Origin of the sequence: Streptomyces cyanogenus (assembly GCF_017526105.1) — a bacterium.
GTDB classification, from domain to species: Bacteria; Actinomycetota; Actinomycetes; order Streptomycetales; family Streptomycetaceae; genus Streptomyces; species Streptomyces cyanogenus.
On the sequence record NZ_CP071839.1, the window covers coordinates 6,865,960 to 6,888,378 of the forward strand.

Consider the following 22,419-nt stretch of genomic DNA (forward strand, 5'->3'; position numbering starts at 1 on the left):
TCCGTGGCCGCCGGCTGAACCGACCGCGCACCGTACGCGCCTGCCCGGGGCCACCCTTGTGAAGGGTCTCCCTTGACTTCCACCTCTGCTGTGTTCTCCGCACTGGCTCCCTACGGCTGGGACGAGGCCTGGGCCGACGCGTTCGCCCCGTACGCCGCCGACGGACTGCTGCCCGGCCGGGTCGTCCGGGTCGACCGCGGCCAGTGCGACGTCGTCACCGCGGACGGAGTCGTCCGCGCCGACACCGAGTTCGTCGTGCCCCGCGATCCGATGAAGGTCGTGTGCACGGGGGACTGGGTCGCCGTCGACCCCGGCGGCGACCCGCGGTACGTGCGCGCGTACCTGCCGCGCCGCACCGCGTTCGTCCGCTCCACCTCCTCCCAGCGGTCCGAGGGGCAGATCCTCGCCGCCAACATCGACCACGCCGTCGTCGCCGTGTCCCTCGCCGTGGAACTCGACCTCGGCCGCGTCGAACGCTTCCTCGCCCTCGCCTGGGAGTCCGGCGCCCAGCCCGTCGTCGTCCTCACCAAGGCCGACCTCGTGCCGGACCCGGTCACCCTGGCCCACCTCGTGCAGGACGTGGAGACCAGCGCGCCCGGCGTGCCCGTCCTCACCGTCAGCGCCCTGCACGGCGACGGGCTCGACGTGCTCGTCGCCCTCGTCGGCTCCGGTACGAGCGTGCTGCTCGGCCAGTCCGGCGCGGGCAAGTCCACCCTCGCCAACGCGCTCGTAGGTGCCGACGTCATGGACGTGCAGGCGGCCCGGGACGTCGACGGCAAGGGGCGGCACACCACGACCACCCGCAACCTGCTCGCGCTGCCCTCCGGCGGGGTGCTCATCGACACCCCAGGCCTGCGCGGTGTCGGTCTCTTCGACGCGGAGACCGGCGTGGGGCAGGTGTTCTCCGAGATCGAGGAACTGGCGCAGGGGTGCCGGTTCCACGACTGCGCGCACGAGACGGAGCCTGGGTGTGCGGTGCGGTCCGCCGTGGAGAGCGGGGAACTTCCGCAGCGGCGGCTGGAGAGCTACCGGAAGCTGGTGCGGGAGAACCAGTGGATCGTGGCCAAGACCGACGCGCGGGTCCGTGCGGAGCTCAAGCGGGACTGGAAGCGGAAGGGGGCGCTGGGGAGGGCGGCGATGGAGGCGAAGCGGGGTCGCTGGGCATAGCGGCCCAGTGCCGGGGCGGGCACCCGGGGCCGACCACCCTCGGGGCCCGCTTCGGCGGTCCGGGTTCGCTTCGGCGGTCCGGGCTTCCTGCGCGGTCCGGGCTTGCTCGCGCGGGGCCGGGGTGCCCGGGCCAGGGCGGCGAGGGAGCCGTCCGGCCCGCCGACCGGCTTCGGCCGCCCGGGCTTGCTTCGGCCTTCCGGGCTTGCTTCGGCCCTGCGGTCCTGCTTCGGCCTGCCGGTTCCGCTTCGGCCCTCCGGTCCTCGTCCGCGCCTGCCGGACGGACTGGGTTCTCCTGCCGTCGCCCGTCACCTCCACGTCCGATTTCCGCTGGCCCAGCCCCGTGAGCCCGTCCCACACTGGAACGCGTGAAGGACGAAGACAGCAGGTACGAGGCGGTGCGGAGCCGGGACGGGCGGTTCGACGGGGTGTTCTTCTTCGCCGTCGAGACCACCGGGATCTACTGCCGGCCCAGCTGCCCGGCCGTCACGCCGAAACGCTGCAACGTGCGGTTCTTCGCGACGGCCGCCGCCGCGCAGGGCTCCGGGTTCCGGGCCTGTCGGCGGTGCCGGCCGGACGCCGTGCCGGGGTCGGCGGAGTGGAACGTGCGCGCGGACGTCGTCGGCCGGGCCATGCGGCTGATCGCCGACGGCGTCGTGGACCGCGACGGCGTCGCCGGGCTCGCCGCGCGGCTCGGCTACAGCGCCCGGCAGGTGCAGCGGCAGCTCACCGCCGAGCTGGGCGCCGGTCCGGTGGCGCTCGCCCGGGCCCAGCGGGCGCACACCGCCCGTGTGCTGCTGCAGACCACCGACCTGCCGGTCACCGAGATCGCGTTCGCCTCCGGGTTCTCCAGCGTGCGGCAGTTCAACGACACGATCCGTGAGGTGTACGCCGCGACACCCACCGAGGTCCGGGCCACCGCCCCCGGGGGCCGGGCCGCCCGCCTGGCCGCCGCCGGCACGGGTATCCCGCTCCGGCTCGCCCACCGCGGCCCCTACCAGGCCGCCGCCGTCTTCGACCAGCTCGCGCGGGAGGCCGTACCCGGCGTCGAAGAGGTGACCGGCGCCCCTGGCGCCCGCACCTACCGGCGCACCCTGCGGCTGCCCTACGGCACGGCCCTCGCCGCCGTCCACGAACGCGCCCGCGCCCCGCGGACCGGCACCGGCACCCGTCCGGGCGGCTGGCTCGACGCCCGGCTGCAGCTCACCGACCCCCGGGACCTCACCACCGCCGTGCAGCGGCTGCGCCGGCTGTTCGACCTGGACGCCGACCCGTACGCCGTCGACGAGCGGCTCGGCGCGGATCCCCGGCTCGCCCCGCTGGTCGCCGCCCGGCCCGGGCTGCGCTCGCCCGGTGCCGTGGACCCGCTGGAGGCCGCCGTACGCGCCCTGACCGGCACGCCAGGCGCCGAGGAACTGGTGCGCCGGTACGGCAAGGCGCTCGATGCGCCCCAAGGCGGCCTCACCCACCTCTTCCCGGAGCCCGCCGTCCTCGCCGAGGCCGAACCCGCCGGCCCGCTGGGCGCGCTCGCCGCCGCCCTCGCCGAGGGCACCGTACGGCTGGACCCGGGTGCCGACCGGCACGATGCCGAGGAGGCGCTGCTCGCGCTGCCCGGGATGGACCCGGCGACCGTCGCCACCGTACGCGTCCGCGCCCTCGGCGATCCCGACGTCGCCCCGCCCGGCGCCGACCTTCCCGACGGCTGGCGGCCCTGGCGGTCGTACGCCGTCCGGCATCTGTGCGTCGCGGGCGAGCCGGTCCCATGACGACCGAGGCGATCACCACGGAACCGATGCCCGTGCAGCCGAGGCCCGCCTCTTCGCCCAGGCAACCGGCGCCCGCCGAACCGCAGACCCCCCATCCGTCGACCACCGCGCCCAGGAAGACCGGTCCGATGACCACGATGACCCCCCAGCAGCCGGCCCCTGCCCCTGTCTACTGCACCCATCTGGACGCCCCCGTCGGGCGGCTGCTGCTCACCGCGGACGCGGACGGTGCGCTCACCTCGCTGTCCGTGCCCGGGCAGAAGGGCGGGCGGATCGTCCAGGAGGACTGGCGGTACGACCCGGGGCCGTTCCGTGCCGCCGCCGAGCAGCTCGCCGCCTACTTCGCCGGCGACCTGAAGGAGTTCCGGCTGCCGCTGCGGGCGACCGGGACCGCGTTCCGGCAGCGCGTGTGGGCCGCGCTGGACGAGGTGCCGTACGGCGCCACCGTCACCTACGGGGAGATCGCGGCCCGGATCGGGGCGCCGCGCGCGGCCGTTCGCGCCGTCGGCGGGGCCATCGGCGCCAACCCGCTGCTGATTCTGCGGCCTTGCCACCGGGTGATCGGCGCGAACGGGTCGATGACCGGGTACGCGGGGGGACTTGAGCGCAAGGTCCGGCTGCTCACCCTGGAGGGCGCGCTCCCCTGACGCGCCACCCCACCCCGCAGCGCCCCGCGTTGCGCCGAGCGGGTGGATGGCCCTCGGCGTTCCGGTGTCGCGGCCCGGCGGTGTGGCACCGTCGGCTCCGACGGGCCAAGGGGGCGGCCCCCGACGGGCCCCGGGGAAGGGCGGGCAGACATGGGCAGGATCGTTCGGGTCCTCGCGGTCCTCCTCCCGGCGCTGCTGCCGGGCCTGACGGCACCGACCGCCGCAGAGCCGGCACCGCTGCCCTGGACCGGCAGCTGGGAGAGCGCCCCCTCCGGAACCGCGGCCGCGCTGCCCGGCGCCGCCGTCCGCAACGTCGTCCACCTCAGCGTCGGCGGTGCCGCCGTCCGTGTCCGGCTCAGCAACCGGCTCGGCACCAGGCCGCTGCGCCTCGGCGCGGTCACCGTCGCGTTGCGGGCGGCCGGCCCCGACGCCGTACCGGGCACACTGCACACCGCCACCTTCCACGGCGCCCCGGAGGTGACCGTCCCGCCGGGCGCGGACACGGTCACCGATCCGGTGCCGCTGTCCGTACCGGCCCGAGCGGACCTGCTCGTCACCGTGTACACGCCGGACGACTCCGGACCCGCGACCTACCACCGCACCGCCCTGCAGACCAGCTATCTGGCCCGGGCCGGCGCCGGCCGGGCCGCCGACGAGGACGGCGGCGCGTACCCGGCGACCACCAGCCGCTGGTACTACGTCACCGGGGTCGACGTGCGCGGGATCGCCGCCGGCAGCGTCGTCGCGTTCGGGGACTCGCTCACCGACGGCAACGGCTCCACCCCCGACACCAACCGCCGCTGGCCCGACCGGCTCGCCCGAAGGCTGTCCGAACACCGGCTCGGCGTGCTGAACGCGGGCCTCGCCGGCAACCGGCTGCTGCGCGACGGCACCGGTCCGAGCGCCCTGGCCCGCCTGGACGCCGACGCCCTGGACCGGGCCGGGGCGCGGGTGCTGGTCGTCTTCGAGGGCATCAACGACATCAAGGGCACCCCGCCGGCGAGCGACCCCGCCGCCTTCGCCGACGCCTACCGCGCCCTGGTGGTCCGCGCCCACGCCCGCGGCATCCGGGTCGTCGGCGTCACCCTCACCCCGTACCGGGGCTACCCCGCGTGGACCGCCGCGGGCGAGGCGGTACGGCAGGGGGTGAACGCCTTCATCCGCACCGGTGGCGTCTTCGACGCGGTCGCCGACGCCGACGCCGCGGTCCGGGACCCGGCCGACCCCGAGCGCATCCTGCTCGCCTACGACCCCGGCGACCACCTGCACTTCGACGACGCCGGCATGGCGGCCGTGGCCGACGCGGTCCACCACGCCCTGCGTCACCTGCTGCGCCCCGCCCCGCCGGGGCACCCCGACGTCACCGTGCCGGCCGGCCCGACCGCACCGCGCCTGCCATCGGCGGCCGGGTGAACAGCTCCGCGGCCGCTACGGCGCAATGCCGCCGCAGATCGTCGCCGTACCGGTGGCGGCTCCGCCAGCGTGGCGACACTGAGGGGTGCACGGCCACCAGCCGTCACTCGTACGGCCGTTCACTCCCTCACTCGACGCGCCGGTCGACGCGGCCGATGCGCCGGATTTTCCGGATGCCCCGTTTTCATACGGCCCGTGCGGTGGACAATGACGGGCATGAACCAGCAGGGGGGAAGTCCCGCCCGTCACGAGGACGACTGGTGGGGGCAGTTGTACGACGACTCCACCCAGGACACGGGTCCCACGGCAGCGCCCGATTCCCTGGACGACCGCTTCGCCTCGGCGCGGAACGCGGTGACGGGGCGCCCCGCGAACACCCGGGACCCGGCGCCGGCGGAAGGGACAGATGCGGAACCGGCACAGGCGGGAGCGGGCCCGGCGGAACCGGCACCGGCGCAACCGGCGCCGACAGGACCGACCTCGGCGGAACCGGCCCCGCCCCAGCCGCTCCCGCCCCAGCCGCTCCCGCCCGAGCCGTCACCCCCGGAACCCGCGCTCCCGGAGCCCTCGCCCTCGCGACCGGCCCCCGCGACGGCGGCCGTGCCGCCGCAGCGGACCGCGCCGGATCCTGCGCCTGAGCCGGCCCGCGCAGTCGCGCCGGCCCCCACCGAGCCCCTCCTGCCTACCGAGAGCGCCCAACCCGGCGACCCCCGCGTCCCCGGCGCCCCCGCGCCCCCCGCTCCCTCCCTCGACTACGTCGGCTCCGGACCGCCCACCTACGATCCCGAGCCCACCGCGCTGCCCCTGGCCGAGCCGGACGGGCTCGGGGAGCTGGTAGCGGACACCGTGCTGGACGGTGCGCGGTACGGGGCGTGCACGCTGCGGGCCGTGTCGCTGCGCGGGGACTCGGCCCGGTACCGGGGCGAACCGCGCCGGGACTCGCTGCTCACCGCGCGGTTCGGGGCGGGCGGACAGGCGCTGGTGCTCGTCGCCGTGGCGACCGGCGTGCGGGGCGTCCCGGGTGCGCACGTGGCGGCGGCCGAGGCGTGCCGGTGGATCGGACGGGCCGTGGGCCACAGCCACCAGCGACTGGTGGCGGACCTCCGGGCGGCCCGGCGCGACGATCTGAAGTCCGGTCTGCACCGGCTCACGGACCGCGCGTTCGGCAGGCTCCGGGTGAGCGCCGCCGAACAGGGCCTGGACCCCGAGGAGCACACGGCGAGCCTGCGCTGTCTGCTGCTGCCGGCCGACCCGGACTGCCGTACCCGCGTGTTCTTCGGGGTCGGCGACGGCGGCCTGTTCCGGCTGCGGGACGGCGCCTGGCAGGACATCGAGCCACGGACGGCGACCGACGGTGGCACCGGCGCCCCCGTCGCCGGCTCCCCGCCGGAGCGCACCCCCGAGGGCGACCGGCTGACGATGGACCTCGGCATCCCTGCCCCGCCGAGCCCGTTCGAGCCCGCCGCGGAGCCGGCCCCGCAGCCGCCCCGCGAACCCTTCCGGTTCCGGGCCTCGGTAGCCCGCCCGGGTGACGCGCTGGTGATGTGCTCGGCGGGCCTGGCCGACCCGCTGCGCGGCGAGCCCGCCCTCTGCGCCTACCTCGCCCGTCGCTGGTCCGGCCGTACCCCGCCGGGCCTCGCCGCGTTCCTGGCCGACGCCCAGGTGCGGGTGAAGGGCTACGCCGACGACCGTACGGCGGCCGCCGTGTGGGAGGCGTGACGGCGGCCCCTGTGACTCCGTGAGGCATGGGCAAACAGAGTGCGTCGGGGACAGTAGCCCCTGAGGTGCCCCAGTGCAGACGGCCCTTGCCGATGTCGACCGTCCAAAGCGCCACCAGGGCGCAAAGCACCCTCATCCACGGCTGACGTCGCGAAACGATTCAGTGCGACGCCCACCATGCGGCGGCCCCCGAGGACCCGAGGGCGGTCAAGAACGTCAGCAGACGCACGGGCACCCTCTGGACCATCACATGAAGCCCACCGGCATGTACTTCAAGGTGCGTATGTCACCTGACCTGGGGCGGGTCGGGTCAGCAGCCCCGCTCCCGACAGCGTCCTGTCACCCGAATGGAGTAAGCCAACGTGCCACCCACATGGGTGAAGATCAAGCTGGCTAGTGCCCCAACCGAGGCAATCCGTGAAAGGCGAACCACATGCGCATTCGACGAATCCTCGCCGCCCTCATCGCCACGGCAGCCCTCGCCGGACTCGGCCTCACAGGCGCCGCCACCGCCACGGCACAGGGTGCCCCATCCGTCGTCACCCCTTCCGAGTGCCAGCAGGGCGGCGGAACGGCCGATCTGACGGACAACGTCTGCAAGGGCGGTACGCACGACGGGGAGAAGGTCGACTGAACCTCACAAGGCGCCCCGCAGCCACGCGCCGCGGGGCGCTCCCGCGTAGCAGCTCGGCGGGGCGCTCAAGGACGCCTTCCGGCACAAGGGGCCGGCCCCGGTGGACGTCGTCACCGATCCCGCTGTCCGTATCAAAGATCGTGCTGGACGGCGGGGTGGGCCGGATGGTCCGGTCCAACCGGCGCGACGTGCCACGGCCGTAGGGAGTGGTTTCAAGCCAGTTTCACGCGACGTGACGACGTGACGGCAGCCGGTACCGGAGGCGGCCGAACCGGTGTCGAGGGGCGTCCGTGGCCTCCAGCGGCGTCCGGGAAGCCCGGGGCAGGGTCGAGGTGCGGCCACGTGCCCGGCCGGGGCGGGGTGCGGATGTGGCCGAACCGCCGGTCATCGGGCACGCCCCAGGACTGGCGCGGAGCGTGCTGGGCAAGCATCCCCCCGTGAACGTGTTCGACCAGGAAGGGCAGGGACCGGCGGCGTGCGGGCGGGGGTCATGAAGAGGCAGGCACGAGGGGGCGGTCCCATGACGGTAGGGGCCTTCTCGGCGACAACGGGGGAAGAGACCGACACCATCACGGAGCACGCGCGGCGACTGCGGCGCAAGCTGGGCCGGGCGGACCTCAGGGCGGTGCCCGAGGCCCGCCGGGAGCTGCGCGAACTACTGCGGCACTGGGGCAAACCGGGCCGCTCGGAGATCGCCGAACTGCTCACCAGCGAACTGGTCACCAACGCGCTCGTCCACACCGACGACGACGCCGTCCTCACGGCCGTCGTGGAGGACGGCGGACTGCGCGTCGAGGTACGGGACTTCGTGGCCCGCAGACCCGAACCGAGCGCCTCCGCCACGGACGACGACACCCACGGCCGCGGCCTGCTGCTGGTGCAGTCCCTCGCCGACGACTGGGGCGTACGACCGCACGAGGTGGGCAAGTCGGTCTGGTTCGAACTCGACGCCGAGGCGGCCTGACAGGCACCGGAGCAACCGCGGAGCGAGCGAGGCGACCGGGAAGGCAACGGGGCACCCCGCGCGGGCCCTTGCCGGACGGGCGGGCCGTGCGGGCCGTGCGTGAATCGGGGTGAGCGGCACGGACCCCGATGCGGCAGGGCGCTGGTCCAGTGGTACGAACCGCCGACGCGGAGAGTGACGCGGACCCGGGCGGGGTGAGTGGCGCGACCGGGGACCGGGGCGGGTGGCGCGGACCCCCGACGCGGCAGGGAGCGGGCCGGTGGCGCGGAACCCAGGCGGGGCGGTCGGTGCGGGGATTCCGGTGGAATGAGGGGCGGGTACGGGCACGGGGCGGGGGCGTGACCGGTGTGGTCGCGCCCCCGCCCCGTGCCCGCGGTCGCCCCGCGGGGCCGGTGGTCAGCCGAACTGCTGCTCCAGGTCCTTGAGCTTGCGCTCCAGGGAGTCCAGGCGCGGCAGGGCCATGGTGTCGTCCTCGGCGGTGAGGTCGACGGTCACCGGATCAGCCCCGGTGGGTACCGGCTGAAGGGAGGGCCGAGAGGGTACGGGCAGTTGCTCCGCGGTCGGTATGGCAGGCTCCGCGGTCGCAGGCGCCGGCCCCCGCTCCACCTGGACCTCGACCTCCCGGCCGGCACTGCGGCCGACGAAGCCGCGGTGGCCCCGGCTGATCGCCTTCAGCCGGGCGCGCTCCACGCGCTGCTGGTCCCGCCGCCGCTGTCGGGCCTGCTCCTTCTGCCGATGGTCCTCGCGGACCTCCTCGACGGCCTCGTCGAGGCTGCGCACTCCCTCCAGGAGCATCAGCGACCAGGCCCGGTAGGTCTCGCGGGGAGCCCGCACCCAGCGCACTATCCGGATCTGCGGCAGCGGACGCGGCACCAGGCCCTGCTCGCGCAGCGCGGCCCGGCGGGTCTGCTTCAGCGCGCGGTCGAACAGCACGGCGGCCGACAGCGACATGCCGGAGAAGAACTGCGGTGCACCGGCGTGCCCCGCGCCGCGTGGTGCGTGCACCCAGTTGAACCAGGCCGCGGCCGCCGCGAACAGCCAGACGAGTATCCGGGAACCGAGGGCCGCGTCACCGTGGCTCGCCTCGCGCACCGCGAGGACGGAGCAGAACATCGCCGCGCCGTCCAGGCCGAACGGCACCAGGTACTGCCAGCCGTCGGTCAGCCCGAGGTTCTGTTCGCCGAAGCCGACCAGGCCGTGGAAGGACAGGGCTGCCGCCACCGCCGCACAGCAGAACAGGAGCACGTAGGAGGCCGTGCCGTAGATGGCCTCCTTGCGTCTGCGACGCTCCTCGCTGCGCTCCCAGGAGTCGTCCGCGCTCGCGTTCTCCCCGGAGGAGCGCTTGCCGCGCGCGAGCACCGCTACCGCCGCCAGCATGCCCAGGAGCAGTACGGCGCCCGGAAGCAGCCAGTTCAGCGATATGTCGGTCAGTCTCATCAGGGGTCCCTTGCATTGGGATAGGGCGTAACGCCCGCCATAGTGGCCCACTCCCGATGGCCCTCAGGGGGTTTCGGGGCAAGAGGCCGCCAATAAGGTGCAAGGGGATGCCCAGGACGGCGTTCTGCTCGAACTGCCGCATGAGGGGCGGGAGTTGAGTTCGAATAAGACTACCCGTACGGGTGGTTCCTGGGAAAGTTCCCGCGACGGGTGGGGAATGTGTGAATCACTGGCGGGGAACCGGTCCGGGGGTCGGCCGGGGTGGCCGGTCCGGTGGCGGTGACCCTGGGGGACGCACGGCCGTACGACCGACCTGAAGCTCCGTCAAGCAACCGCGAGCGACGCTGCTTTGGTGATCCGATCGCGGTCGCAGGTGCGCGGGCAGGTGGCGCAGGTGTCCTCCGGGCGGACGGTGTAGAACATGCAGCAGCTCGCCCGGTCCCGGCTGCGCAGCGGCGTGCCGTCCGGCCCGGTCAGCGTACGGAACCCGGCGGAACCGGCGTACGGCAGGGTCGCCCCCGGCAGCAGCAGGCCCAGCTCGCGCACGGCCCGCTCCGCCTCCTCCTCGCCCCACAGCCGGGCGACGTACCACAGGCCCTCCACGACCTCGTCGGTCGCCATGCCCCACAGTGCGCGTCCGCGCCGCCGCATCCGCGGCCCGAAGGCGGCGAGCACCGGTTCCAGGTGCTCGGCCACGGCCGCCCGCACCTCCGCCCGCAGCGCCTCCTCGTCCGCCACGACGACCGTGCCCGGCACCGCGGCGGCCGGGTCGCCCGGCAGGCACGCCACGGAGACGGGGCGGCGTACGGCCATCCGGCCGGCGGTGCGGTCGTAGGAGACGTGGGTCACGGGCAGCCGGGGCACCCGGCGGTGCAGGAACCACGGAACGGTGATCAGCAGGCAGGCGGGCCAGGCGTAGCGGTGCAGGCCGAAGCTCGCGACGACGTCCGGGCGGGCCGGGTGGCCGTGGTCCCGCACCACCTGGGCGGCGTCCCAGGCCAGGAAGGCGCCCAGCGCCGCGCCGCCCGCCGCGAGCCCGGCGGCGGCCACCCAGCCCGCGCCCGCCGGTGCCTCCTCGGCCGGGCCCAGCTCGGTCACGGTCAGCCCCGGGAAGGCCGCGGCGAGGCGGTCGTACGCGGCGGTGAGCGGCGAGGCCGCAGCGGGCATGGGGGAACCACCGTCCTCGGACACGTCCGCGAGCGCGGACCGGACTGAAAAGGTAAGCCTTACCTTACCTGTGTTGTCGGAGTTTGAACTGCCGCCCGCTGCGCCTAAGGTGCTTGACGAACAAGCGACAACCCGTCGTTAATGACCCCAAGTGCCGACAAGCCGCCAGGAGGACCCGTGAAGCAGGGCGTGCAGGGCTCCGCGGGCGCGCCGGCCGCCGCCCGGGTGCCGGCGCAGCAGCGCCCGTCCGCCGACTGCGAGCCCGGCCGGGAGCGGGACGCCGCGGTGCCGGGCGCCGCGCGGGGTGAGCACACGCACGGTGAGCGGCCGGCGCCCGAGCCGCGGGCTGCGGTGCAGAGGTCCTCGGTACGCGGGCAGATCCTGGACGCGCTGCGCACGGCGCTGGTCACCGGTGAGCTGAAGCCGGGCGAGGTCTACTCGGCGCCGGTGCTCGGGGAACGCTTCGGCGTCTCGGCCACGCCCGTGCGGGAGGCCATGCAGCAGCTCGCGCTGGAGGGCGCCGTCGAGGTCGTGCCCAACCGCGGCTTCCGGGTGGTCGAGCGCGGGGCGCGGGAGCTGGCCGAGCTTGCGGAGGTGCGCGCGCTCATCGAGGTGCCGGTGATGCTGCGGCTGGCCCGCACGGTGCCGGCCGAGCGGTGGGCCGAGCTGCGGCCGCTCGCCGAGGAGACGGTACGGGCGGCGGCCTCCGGCTGCCCGGCGACGTACGCGGAGGCCGACCGGGCCTTCCACCGGGCCCTGCTCGCCCTGGCGGGCAACGAGCAGCTGGTCCGCATCGCCGAGGACCTGCACCGGCGGTCCCAGTGGCCCCCGGTGCGCCGAGGACGGGCCGAGCTGCTCGCCGACGCGGCGCAACACGCCGCTCTGCTGGACGCGTTGGCTTCGGGCGACGTGGACGGCGTACGCGGGCTCGTGGGCGGGCATTTCGCGGGCGCGGGCTGAGCACCGACGGGGTGGCGCCGTCGGGCACACGGGCTACGGCCCCATGGTGCTCGCTCGCGCAGTTCCCGCGCCCCTTCAGGGGGTTGCGACTGCCGCGCCCCGCAAGGGGCGCGGGGAACTGCGCGACCTGCCACGACGGGCCCGCAGCCGACGACGGACCCCGGCCACTCTCTCCTACGCCGTCGCCGCCCCCGGCGCAGGCGGTGCCAACTGGTGTGCCAGCCACGTGGGCACACCCCCCAGCAACCGGAACAGGCGACGGGCCTCCTCGCGCAGTCGGGAGGCCTCCGGTTCCTCCTCCGTGTCGGCCAGGGAGACCAGGGCGGGCGCCGTGCCCACCAGATAGCCCAACTCCTCCCGGATGCGGAGGGATTCCGCGAAGCCGTGCCGCGCTTCCGCCAACTCGCCGTCCTGCAAGGCGAGTCCCGCCAGGTGCCGCCAGGTGAACGACAGCAGCAACGGGTCCGCGTTGGCCGTGGCGGCGGCGTGCGCCCGGCGGAACGCGGCGCGGGCCGCCTGGGGCACCCCGGACAGGTTCTGGGCCACCAGCCCGCGCCGGAAGTCCAGCAGGGCCCGCCCCGGAGCCCCCGGCGGGACCAGCGCCGCCGCCCGGCCCAGCGCGGCCCGCGCCTCGTCGGCCCGGTCGCGCACGCCGAGCAGGGTGGCGGCGTAGGCGAGGTAGCCGCGTTCGCAGGCGGCGGCCCCCCGCTCCTCGTCGCTGTGCGCCAGCGCCTCCGCCGTGCGCAGCGCGTCCTCCGCCTCCTCCCAGCCCCGCTCGGTGTACAGGCACCGTTCGACCAGCAGGGCGGCCCGCTGCAGCGCCGGGGCGGGACGGTCGGCGGGCAGCAGGGCCGCCGCGTCGGCCCAGCAGGCCCGGCTGCGCAACCGCCATACCGCGGTCTGGAGCGGATCGTCACCGGTGGTTCCGTTACCAGACATGGCGGTATGCGCCACGTTGCCCTCCCCGAGCACGCCATCGAGCTGTTGAGTGGTGGCGGCATTCCAGCACCAATCGCGGCGCCCGGCCAAGAGGGTGGGTGAAAGAATTCACAAAGTGGTGGGGTGCGGGCGTGACCGGTTCTCGCCGTTGCCCGCCCCCGCCTACCTGGCCTGACCTCAGCTCATGCGCAGGGCCAGGAAGAAGTCGAGCTTGTCCTCCAGGCGGGACAGGTCCCGTCCCGTCAACTGCTCGATCCGCCCCACCCGGTAGCGCAGCGTGTTGACGTGCAGGTGGAGCCGGGTGGCGCAGCGGGTCCAGGAGCCGTCGCAGTCGAGGAACGCCTCCAGGGTCGGGATCAGCTCGGCCCGGTGCCGCCGGTCGTAGTCCTTCAGCGGGTCCAGCAGGCGGGCGGTGAAGGCGCGGCGGACGTCGTCCGGGACGAAGGGGAGCAGCAGCACGTGGCTGGCCAGCTCCTGGTGGCCGGCCGCGCAGACCCGGCCGGTGCGGGCCGCGGCGACCCGGCGGGCGTGCCGGGCCTCCTCCAGGGCGCCGCGCAGGCCCTCGGCCGAGTGCACGGCCGCGCTGACGCCGAGGGTGAGCCGGCCGTCGTCGTCGAGGCCCGCCGACAGCGGCTCGCGCACCGACTGCAGCAGGGCGTCGGCGAGCAGGCCGGACTCCGAGCCGTCGTGCTCGGTGGCGACCGCGGGCAGCGGGACCAGGGCGACGGCCTCGTCGCCGGTGTGCGCGACGGCGATCCGGTCGGACGGCTCCGGGCCGGTCGCCAGCGGGTCGACCAGCACCTCCTCCAGCAGGGACTGGGCGACCGGGCCGCCGTCGACCTCGTCCCCGTCCCACTCCACCCGGGCCACCACGACCTGCCAGTGCGGGGCCGCGCCGAGCCCGGGCAGCAGCACCGGCGCCGCGACCCGCAGCCGGGCGGCGATCTCGGCGGGCGCGGCGCCCGTCTGCACCAGCTCCAGCACCTCCTGGGCGAGCCGGCGCCGGACCGTGCGGGCCGCGTCCCGGCGGTCCCGCTCGACGGCGATCAGCTGGGTGACGCCCTGGAGCAGGTCCAGGCGCTCCCCGGGCCAGTCGCCCGCGTCGGCCTCCACCGCCAGCAGCCAGTCCGACAGGACCGTCTCGCGCACGTCGCGGGAGGCCTGCGGGGAGCGGCCGGAGGAGCGGATCGGGAAGAGGGAGTACCGGGTGCCGTTCAGCTGGACCCGGTGCGGGCCGCGGCGGCCGGTGCGGGTGGCCGCCAGGTGCTCGGCGGCGAGCCGGGCGCAGGTCTCGGCGGGCAGCGCCGGGCCCGCCACCTTGGAACCGGCGATCAGCCGGCCGGTGGGGGAGAGCACCCAGGCGCGCAGGTCCAGGTCGGAGCCGAGCAGGTCCAGGACCACGTCCGGGCCACCGCCCGCAGGGCCCGAGGTCATCATCCGGCGGTGCCGGTCCACGACGGCCGCCAGGTCTCCGGCGCGCTCGCCGGAGACCTGCCGGACCACATGCTCGGTGATCGTGGCGAACGCCACCGACTCGTGCACCGCGAACAGCGGCAGCCGGTGCCTGGCGCAGGCCAGCACCAGGTCGTCCGGCACATCGCCCAGCTCGGCCTCGCCGGCCGCGAGGGCCGCCACCCCGGCCTGCACCAGGATCCGTACGAACGGCTCGGAGTCGTCGGCGTCCCGGCGCCAGGCCAGGCCGGTCAGTACCAGCTCGCCGCCGGAGAGGTAGCGGCTCGGGTCGCGCAGGTCGGTGGTCATGACCCCGCGGACCGTGCGGTCCAGCTCGTCCTCGCCGCCGAGCAGCCGCAGGCCCAGCGCGTCGGTGTCCAGCAGTGCGCGCAGCCGCATCTCGTCGCCGCCGTTCTTTGTCTCGAAACCTACGATGGATCTTGGGGGATCGGACGGGAGCCACCCCGCGTCCCCCGGAACCGGACGCCCGGGGACGCGGTCCGCGGTCTCCGTGCCGCGGTGCGCGTTTCCCCAGGAAAACGGAGAGGTTACCGATGACCTCCGTTCATACGAATCTACAAGATGCTCACCCTGGCCAGCGAACTCCTTCATGGTTTCGGTGACTGACCCCGCCGGAGTACACGGCGGTGTACTGAGTCCACTCCGCGTTAACAGCACATGAACGAGCCGGGCCCGCCGCACACGGATTGGCTCAATCTGTACGACCCGAGACGAAGAAGAGAGCCGGTCATGGACTTCCTTCGCCCCGCCAGCTGGGAGGAGGCGCTCGCCGCGAAGGCCGAGCACCCCACCGCTGTGCCGATTGCGGGTGGCACCGACGTGATGGTCGAGATCAACTTCGACCACCGCCGGCCCGAGTACCTCCTCGACCTCAACCGCATCGGCGACCTCTACGAGTGGGAGGTCGGCGAGGACACCGTACGGCTGGGTGCCTCCGTCCCGTACACCGGGATCATGGAGAACCTCCGTGCCGAGCTGCCGGGCCTCGCGCTCGCCTCGCACACGGTCGCCTCCCCGCAGATCCGCAACCGCGGCGGCGTCGGCGGAAACCTCGGCACGGCCTCGCCCGCCGGCGACGCCCACCCCGCCCTCCTCGCGGCCGGCGCCGAGGTCGAGGTGGCGTCGGCGGCCCGCGGCACCCGGCTGATCCCGATCGACGCGTTCTACACGGGCGTCAAGCGCAACGCGCTCCAGCCCGACGAGCTGATCCGCGCCGTGCACGTCAAGAAGGCCGACGGCCCCCAGCAGTACTCGAAGGTCGGCACCCGCAACGCCATGGTCATCGCCGTGTGCGCCTTCGGGCTCGCCCTGCACCCGCGGACCCGGACCGTGCGCACCGGCATCGGCTCGGCCGCCCCCACCCCGGTGCGGGCCGTGGCCGCCGAGGAGTTCCTGAACGCGGCCCTGGAGGAGGGCGGCTTCTGGGACAACGGAAAGATCATCACCCCGTCGGTCGCCAAGCAGTTCGCGGACCTGTGCTCCGCCGCCTGCAACCCGATCGACGACGTCCGGGGCACCGCGAGCTACCGCCGGCACGCGGTCGGCGTGATGGCCCGCCGGACGCTGACCTGGACCTGGGAGTCGTACCGCGGCGCCCGCCGCACATCCGAGGGAGCTGCGTGATGCGAGTCAACTTCACCGTCAACGGACGTCCGCAGGAGGCCGACGACGTCTGGGAGGGCGAGTCCCTGCTGTACGTGCTGCGCGAGCGCCTCGGCCTGCCGGGTTCGAAGAACGCCTGCGAGCAGGGCGAGTGCGGCTCCTGCACCGTACGGCTCGACGGCGTGCCCGTCTGTTCCTGCCTGGTCGCCGCCGGTCAGGTCGAGGGCCGCGACGTCGTGACCGTCGAGGGCCTCGCGGAATACGCCAAGCAGCGCGCCGAGGGCGGCTGCGCGACCGGCGCCTGCGGCACCTCGCTGGACGAGGCCAAGGGCTGGCAGGCCAGGGGAACCGACTCCCAGACCGGCGAGGGCGCCGAACTGTCCCCGATCCAGCAGGCGTTCATCGACGCCGGCGCGGTCCAGTGCGGCTTCTGCACCCCGGGCCTGCTCGTCGCCTCCGACGAACTCCTGGAGCGCAACCCGAATCCGACCGACGCGGACATCCGCGAGGCGCTGTCGGGCAACCTGTGCCGCTGCACCGGCTACGAGAAGATCATGGACGCGGTCCGCCTCGCGGCCGCCCGCCAGTCCGAGGGGGTCTGAGCATGCCGGCCAACGGCGCACCCACGAAGATCACGCAGGGTTCGAAGACCAGGGGCGGCATCGGCGAGTCCACGCTCCGCCCGGACGGCACCCTCAAGGTCACCGGCGAGTTCGCGTACTCGTCCGACATGTGGCACGAGGACATGCTGTGGGGCCAGATCCTGCGCTCCACCGTCGCACACGCCGAGATCCTCTCGATCGACACCTCCGAGGCCCTCGCCATGCCGGGCGTGTACGCCGTCATGACGTACGACGACCTGCCCACCGAGGTGAAGAACTACGGCCTGGAGATCCGGGACACCCCGGTCCTCGCGCACGGCAAGGTACGCCACCACGGCGAGCCGGTCGCGATCGTCGCCGCCGACCACCCGGAGACGGCCCGCCGCGCCGCCGCCAAGATCAAGGTCGACTACCGCGAACTCCCGGTGATCACCGACGAGAAGTCGGCCCTCGCGCCCGACGCGATCCTCGTCCACGAACACCGCGACGACCACCACATCGGCCACGTCCCGCACCCGAACGTCGTCCACCGCCAGCCGATCGTCCGCGGCGACGTGGCGCAGGCCCGCAGGCGCGCCGACGTGATCGTCGAGGGCGAGTACACCTTCGGCATGCAGGACCAGGCCTTCCTCGGCCCCGAGTCCGGCCTGGCCGTGCCGGAGGAGGACGGCGGCGTCCACCTCTACATCGCCACCCAGTGGCTCCACTCCGACCTGCGCCAGATGGCGCCCGTCCTCGGCCTGCCCGAGGAGAAGGTGCGCATGACGCTGGCCGGCGTCGGCGGCGCGTTCGGCGGCCGCGAGGACCTGTCGATGCAGATCCACGCCTGCCTGCTGGCGCTGCGCACCGGCAAGCCCGTGAAGATCGTCTACAACCGGTTCGAGTCCTTCTTCGGGCACGTCCACCGTCACCCGGCCAAGCTGTACTACGAGCACGGCGCCACCAAGGACGGCAAGCTCACACACCTGAAGTGCCGGATCGTCCTGGACGGCGGCGCCTACGCCTCCGCCTCCCCGGCCGTCGTCGGCAACGCCTCCTCGCTCGCCGTCGGCCCCTACGTCGTGGACGACGTCGACATCGAGGCCATCGCCCTCTACACCAACAACCCGCCCTGCGGCGCCATGCGCGGCTTCGGCGCGGTCCAGGCGTGCTTCGCCTACGAGGCGCAGATGGACAAGCTGGCGAAGAAGCTCGGCATGGACCCGGTGGAGTTCCGGCAGCTCAACGCCATGGAACAGGGCACGATCATGCCGACCGGGCAGCCGGTCGACTCCCCGGCCCCGGTCGCCGAACTGCTGCGCCGCGTCAAGGCGATGCCCCTGCCCCCGGAGCGCCAGTGGGAGTCCAGCGAGGGCGCCGACGTACGGCAGCTGCCCGGCGGTCTGTCCAACACCACGCACGGCGAAGGCGTCGTACGGGGTGTGGGCTACGCGGTCGGCATCAAGAACGTCGGCTTCTCCGAGGGCTTCGACGACTACTCCACCGCCAGGGTGCGCATGGAGGTCGTGGGCGGCGAGCCGGTCGCGACCGTGCACACCGCGATGGCGGAGGTCGGCCAGGGCGGTGTCACCGTCCACGCGCAGATCGCCCGCACGGAGCTGGGTGTCGCCCAGGTGACCATCCACCCCGCCGACACCCAGGTCGGTTCGGCCGGTTCGACGTCCGCGTCCCGTCAGACGTACGTCACCGGCGGCGCCGTGAAGAACGCCTGCGAGCTGGTGCGCGAGAAGGTCCTGGAGATCGGCCGGCGCAAGTTCGGCTCCTACCACCCGGCCTGGGCCACCGCCGAACTCGTGCTGGAGGGCGGCAAGGTCGTCACCGACGGCGGCGAGGTCCTCGCCGGCCTGGCCGACGTCCTGGAGGGCGAGGCGGTGGAGGTCGAGGAGGAGTGGCGGCACCGGCCGACCGAGCCCTTCGACCTGCGCACCGGCCAGGGCAACGGACACGTCCAGTACTCCTTCGCCGCCCACCGCGCGGTGGTCGAGGTCGACACCGAACTCGGCCTGGTCAAGGTGATCGAACTGGCCTGCGCCCAGGACGTCGGCAAGGCGCTCAACCCGCTCTCCGTCGTCGGCCAGATCCAGGGCGGTACGACCCAGGGCCTGGGCGTGGCCGTCATGGAGGAGATCATCGTCGACCCCAGGACGGCCAAGGTCAGGAACCCCTCCTTCACGGACTACCTGATCCCCACCATCCTCGACACGCCGACCATCCCGGTCGACGTGCTCGAACTCGCCGACGACCACGCCCCGTACGGGCTGCGCGGCATCGGCGAGGCCCCGACCCTGTCGTCCACCCCGGCCGTCCTCGCGGCGATCCGGAACGCGACCGGGCTGGAGCTCAACCGCACTCCGGTACGGCCCGAGCACCTCACGGGTACCGCGTAGCACCCCCACAGCTCTCCGGGCGGCGCAGGGAACGTCACACACTCCACGCGCCGCCCGGAGGAACCCCCTTTGAGTTCCGCTCCGCTCGCGGTCCTTGAAGTACCAGGAAATCCGTTCGTCTCGGGCCGTCCCCCGGGTCGTCCATTCCCCAAATCCCGTACCCCACAGGGAAGTCGTACGGGTGCCCCTTTGAACCTTGGGAGATGGCACCATGACCCAGCAGTCAGTGGAGCCGAGGACCGCAGCCGACGACGCGGGTGATGGCACCCGCGTCCCGGCAGGGCGGTCCTGGCTCGACCGGTACTTCCACATATCCAGAAGAGGATCCACGGTCGCGCGAGAGGTGCGCGGCGGCATCACCACCTTCATGGCGATGGCGTACATCCTCCTGCTCAACCCCCTCATCCTGTCCGGCAAGGACGCGGCGGGGGACACGCTCGGCCAGAAGGCGCTGATCACCGCGACCGCGTTCGCGGCGGCCTTCACCACGCTGCTGATGGGTTTCGTCGGCAGGGTTCCGCTCGCCCTCGCCGCCGGCCTCTCCGTCTCCGGCGTCCTGTCCTCGCAGGTCGCCCCCGCCATGACCTGGCCGCAGGCCATGGGCATGTGCGTGATGTACGGCGTGGTCATCATGCTGCTGGTCGTCACCGGCCTGCGCGAGATGATCATGAACGCGATCCCGCTCGCGCTCAAGCACGGCATCACCATGGGCATCGGCCTGTTCATCGCGCTCATCGGCTTCTACAAGTCCGGCTTCGTGCACCAGGGCAAGGCCACCCCGGTCACCCTCGGCCCCGCCGGTGAACTCACCGGCTGGCCGGTGCTGCTCTTCGCCGGCACCCTGCTGCTGATCTTCATGCTGCAGGCCCGGAACGTCCCCGGCGCCATCCTCATCGGCATCGTCTCCGGCACGGCCGTCGCCGCCGTCCTCAACGGGCTCGGCGTCGTCGCCCCCGGCCAGTGGGCCAACGGCGCGCCCGAGCTCCACGGAGCCGTCTCGATGCCCGACTTCTCGCTCTTCGGGCACGTCGAGTTCGGTGGCTGGGGCACGGTCGGCGCGATGACCGTCGGCATGATCGTCTTCACCCTGGTGCTCGCCGGCTTCTTCGACGCGATGGCCACCATCATCGGCGTCGGCACCGAGGCGAACCTCGCCGACGACAAGGGCCGGATGCCGGGCCTGTCCAAGGCGCTGTTCATCGACGGCGCAGGCGGCGCGATCGGCGGTGTGGCGGGCGGCTCCGGCCAGACGGTGTTCATCGAGTCGGCCACCGGCGTCGGCGAGGGCGCCCGCACCGGTCTCGCCTCCGTCGTCACCGGCCTGTTCTTCGCGGCCTGCCTGTTCTTCACGCCGGTCACCGCGATCGTCCCGCAGGAGGTCGCCTCCGCCGCCCTGGTCGTCATCGGCGCCCTGATGCTGATGAACGCCCGGCACGTGGACTGGGCGGACCGCGCGACCGCCGTCCCGGTCTTCCTGACCGTCGTCCTGATGCCGTTCACGTACACCATCACCACCGGTGTCGCCGCGGGCGTCATCTCCTACGTCGCCATCAAGGCGGCCCAGGGCAAGGCCCGCGAGATCGGCGCCTTCATGTGGGGTTTGACGGTCGTGTTCCTCGTCTACTTCGCCCTTCATCCCATCGAGGGCTGGCTGGGCGTCCACTAGCCCCCGCCCGCAGTCCATCCCGCAACCCGTGAGGAGACCGACAGATGCTGGACATCGCCGAGGAGCTGAACCGGTGGGTCGAGCAGGGCCGTGACTTCGCCGTCGCCACCGTGGTGGCCGTCGGCGGCAGCGCCCCGCGCCAGCCCGGCGCCGCCCTCGCGGTGGACGCCGACGGCACGGCGATCGGCTCGGTCTCCGGCGGGTGCGTGGAGGGCGCCGTGTACGAGCTGTGCCGACAGGCGCTGGAGGACGGCGCAACCGTCCTGGAGCGCTTCGGCTACAGCGACGAGGATGCCTTCGCCGTCGGCCTGACCTGTGGCGGCGTCATCGACATCCTCGTCACCCCGGTCCGGGCGGACGGTCCCGCCCGGCCGGGGGTCGCGGCCGCGCTGGCCGCCGCCGCCCGTGGGGAGGCGGCGGCGGTCGCGCGGATCGCCGAGGGCCCGGCGCGGCTGCGGGGCCGGGCCCTGCTGGTCCGCCCCGACGGCTCGTACGACGGCGGTTTCGGCGCCCACCCCGAGCTGGACCGCAGGGTCGCCGCCGAGGCCGGCGCCTTCCTGGACGCGGGCCGCACCGGCACCCTGGAGATCGGCGAGGAGGGTTCACGCTGCGGCGCCCCGCTGACGGTCCTGGTGGAGTCCTCCGTCCCCGCACCCCGCATGATCGTCTTCGGTGCGATCGACTTCGCCTCGGCACTGGTCCGGATCGGCAAGTTCCTGGGGTACCACGTCACCGTGTGCGACGCCCGCCCGGTGTTCGCCACGCGTACCCGCTTCCCCGAGGCCGACGAGATCGTCGTGGAGTGGCCGCACGAGTACCTGGAGCGCACCGAGGTGGACGGCCGTACGGTCCTGTGCGTCCTCACCCACGACGCCAAGTTCGACGTACCGCTGCTGAAGCTGGCGCTGCGCCTGCCGGTCGCCTACGTCGGCGCCATGGGCTCCCGCCGGACCCACCTGGACCGCAACGCGCGGCTGCGCGCGGTCGGCGTCACCGAGCTGGAGCTGGCCCGGCTGCGCTCCCCGATCGGCCTCGACCTCGGCGCCCGGACGCCCGAGGAGACGGCGCTGTCCATCGCGGCGGAGATCGTCGCCGGCCGGCGCGGTGGCAGCGGGGTGTCGCTGACCGGCGCCCACACCCCCATCCACCACGACACGGCCGCGCCGTCGGCGCCGCGGATCGGCTCGGTCGCCTGAAAAGTGTTTGCCGGCCGCCGTCGCCGCTGTGTTCCATGACGGCATGGTGTCCCCCGACCGGCTGGCGGCCTTCGCGGCCCTGTCCTTCCTGCTCATCGTGGTCCCCGGCCCGAGCGTCCTGTTCGTGATCGGACGGGCCCTGGCGCACGGCCGCCGGGCCGCGCTGACCACGGTCGCCGGCAACACGCTCGGCGCGTACGTGCTCGTCGTGGCCGTGGCGCTCGGCGTCGGAACGGTCGTCGAGCGCTCGGTCCTCGTCTTCACCGCCCTCAAGCTCGCCGGTGCCGCCTACCTGGTATACCTCGGAGTCAAGGCGTGGCGGCAGCGCGGCTCGCTGCGGGCCGCCGTCGCGGAGTCCGGCCCCGCGCACGGGGGCCTGCGCACCCTGGGGGAGGGGTTCGCGGTCGGCGTGGCCAACCCCAAGACCATGGTGTTCTTCGCCGCCGTGCTGCCGCAGTTCGTGGACCGGGCGCAGGGGCACGTCCCGGTGCAGATGCTGCTGCTCGGGCTGGTCTTCAACGCCATCGCGGTGATCTCCGACGGCGTCTGGGGCCTCGCCGCCTCCTCCGCCCGCACCTGGTTCGCCCGCTCCCCCCGCCGCCTGTCCGCCGTCGGCGGCACGGGCGGCCTGACGATGATCGGCCTGGGCGTGACGGTGGCGCTGACCGGCCGCAAGGACTGAA

The 22,419-nt window shown here is 74.0% G+C and carries 18 protein-coding genes; 14 read left to right on the top strand and 4 right to left on the bottom strand.

The genetic code is table 11. The annotated features are described in order from the left end of the window. The first annotated feature begins 72 nt into the window (after window positions 1–72). The 7 genes from rsgA to S1361_RS30835 all read left to right on the top strand — a co-directional run bounded on the left by rsgA (window position 73) and on the right by S1361_RS30835 (window position 8,307). On the top strand, window positions 73–1,167 hold the full coding sequence (gene rsgA / locus S1361_RS30805) for a ribosome small subunit-dependent GTPase A (protein WP_208035160.1): 1,095 nt from the start codon (window positions 73–75) through the stop codon (window positions 1,165–1,167). Window positions 1,168–1,532: 365 nt separating this feature from the next. Next, entirely contained in the window at window positions 1,533–2,930 is a 1,398-nt protein-coding gene (locus S1361_RS30810) for a DNA-3-methyladenine glycosylase 2 family protein (RefSeq protein ID WP_208035161.1), read from the top strand. A 137-nt stretch (window positions 2,931–3,067) separates the two neighbouring features. Further along, entirely contained in the window at window positions 3,068–3,577 is a 510-nt protein-coding gene (locus S1361_RS30815; protein ID WP_208036841.1) for a methylated-DNA--[protein]-cysteine S-methyltransferase, read from the top strand. Between the two features lie 150 nt (window positions 3,578–3,727). Further along, window positions 3,728–4,990 (top strand): GDSL-type esterase/lipase family protein, encoded by a 1,263-nt coding sequence (locus S1361_RS30820; protein ID WP_208035162.1) that lies wholly within the window; start codon window positions 3,728–3,730, stop codon window positions 4,988–4,990. A 216-nt stretch (window positions 4,991–5,206) separates the two neighbouring features. Continuing rightward, window positions 5,207–6,709: a protein phosphatase 2C domain-containing protein gene (locus S1361_RS30825; protein WP_208035163.1), complete on the top strand. Its 1,503-nt coding sequence runs from the start codon at window positions 5,207–5,209 to the stop codon at window positions 6,707–6,709. A 433-nt stretch (window positions 6,710–7,142) separates the two neighbouring features. Beyond that, a complete protein-coding gene (locus tag S1361_RS30830) occupies window positions 7,143–7,343 on the top strand; it encodes a hypothetical protein (protein ID WP_208035164.1) in 201 nt (66 codons plus the stop codon). 520 nt (window positions 7,344–7,863) lie between these two features. Beyond that, window positions 7,864–8,307: an ATP-binding protein gene (locus S1361_RS30835; protein ID WP_208035165.1), complete on the top strand. Its 444-nt coding sequence runs from the start codon at window positions 7,864–7,866 to the stop codon at window positions 8,305–8,307. Between the two features lie 396 nt (window positions 8,308–8,703). On the opposite strand, the gene S1361_RS30840 is transcribed toward S1361_RS30835, so the two are convergent. Together S1361_RS30840 and S1361_RS30845 are read right to left on the bottom strand one after the other, a co-directional pair. Beyond that, complete coding sequence (locus S1361_RS30840) at window positions 8,704–9,744, bottom strand: DUF2637 domain-containing protein (protein WP_208035166.1); 1,041 nt, start codon at window positions 9,742–9,744, stop codon at window positions 8,704–8,706. A 324-nt stretch (window positions 9,745–10,068) separates the two neighbouring features. Further along, entirely contained in the window at window positions 10,069–10,911 is an 843-nt protein-coding gene (locus S1361_RS30845) for a (2Fe-2S)-binding protein (RefSeq protein ID WP_208035167.1), read from the bottom strand. A gap of 177 nt (window positions 10,912–11,088) precedes the next feature. Here S1361_RS30845 and S1361_RS30850 point away from each other — a divergent pair, with 177 nt between their 5' ends. After that, the gene (locus S1361_RS30850) at window positions 11,089–11,871 is read left to right on the top strand and encodes a GntR family transcriptional regulator (RefSeq protein ID WP_208035168.1); all 783 of its coding nucleotides are present in this window, start codon (window positions 11,089–11,091) and stop codon (window positions 11,869–11,871) included. A 174-nt stretch (window positions 11,872–12,045) separates the two neighbouring features. Here S1361_RS30850 and S1361_RS30855 read toward each other — a convergent pair whose 3' ends face one another. Together S1361_RS30855 and S1361_RS30860 are read right to left on the bottom strand one after the other, a co-directional pair. Beyond that, window positions 12,046–12,810 carry a hypothetical protein gene (locus S1361_RS30855; protein ID WP_208035169.1) on the bottom strand — a complete coding sequence of 255 codons (765 nt, stop codon included), beginning with the start codon at window positions 12,808–12,810 and terminating at the stop codon, window positions 12,046–12,048. Between the two features lie 177 nt (window positions 12,811–12,987). Beyond that, entirely contained in the window at window positions 12,988–14,661 is a 1,674-nt protein-coding gene (locus S1361_RS30860) for a PucR family transcriptional regulator (RefSeq protein ID WP_208035170.1), read from the bottom strand. A gap of 351 nt (window positions 14,662–15,012) precedes the next feature. Between S1361_RS30860 and S1361_RS30865 the strand changes: the two genes are divergently transcribed. The 6 genes from S1361_RS30865 to S1361_RS30890 all read left to right on the top strand — a co-directional run bounded on the left by S1361_RS30865 (window position 15,013) and on the right by S1361_RS30890 (window position 22,418). After that, on the top strand, window positions 15,013–15,906 hold the full coding sequence (locus S1361_RS30865) for an FAD binding domain-containing protein (protein WP_208035171.1): 894 nt from the start codon (window positions 15,013–15,015) through the stop codon (window positions 15,904–15,906). Next, entirely contained in the window at window positions 15,906–16,487 is a 582-nt protein-coding gene (locus tag S1361_RS30870) for a (2Fe-2S)-binding protein (protein WP_208035172.1), read from the top strand. The genes S1361_RS30865 and S1361_RS30870 overlap by 1 nt, the downstream gene beginning before the upstream one ends. 2 nt (window positions 16,488–16,489) lie before the next feature. Continuing rightward, window positions 16,490–18,874 carry a xanthine dehydrogenase family protein molybdopterin-binding subunit gene (locus tag S1361_RS30875; protein ID WP_208035173.1) on the top strand — a complete coding sequence of 795 codons (2,385 nt, stop codon included), beginning with the start codon at window positions 16,490–16,492 and terminating at the stop codon, window positions 18,872–18,874. Between the two features lie 211 nt (window positions 18,875–19,085). Further along, a complete protein-coding gene (locus S1361_RS30880; RefSeq protein ID WP_208035174.1) occupies window positions 19,086–20,540 on the top strand; it encodes an NCS2 family permease in 1,455 nt (484 codons plus the stop codon). 44 nt (window positions 20,541–20,584) lie between these two features. Next, window positions 20,585–21,736, top strand: coding sequence for an XdhC family protein (locus S1361_RS30885; RefSeq protein ID WP_208035175.1), 1,152 nt, complete (start codon window positions 20,585–20,587; stop codon window positions 21,734–21,736). Between the two features lie 43 nt (window positions 21,737–21,779). Continuing rightward, window positions 21,780–22,418 (top strand): LysE family translocator, encoded by a 639-nt coding sequence (locus S1361_RS30890; RefSeq protein WP_208035176.1) that lies wholly within the window; start codon window positions 21,780–21,782, stop codon window positions 22,416–22,418. Window position 22,419 lies beyond the last annotated feature (1 nt).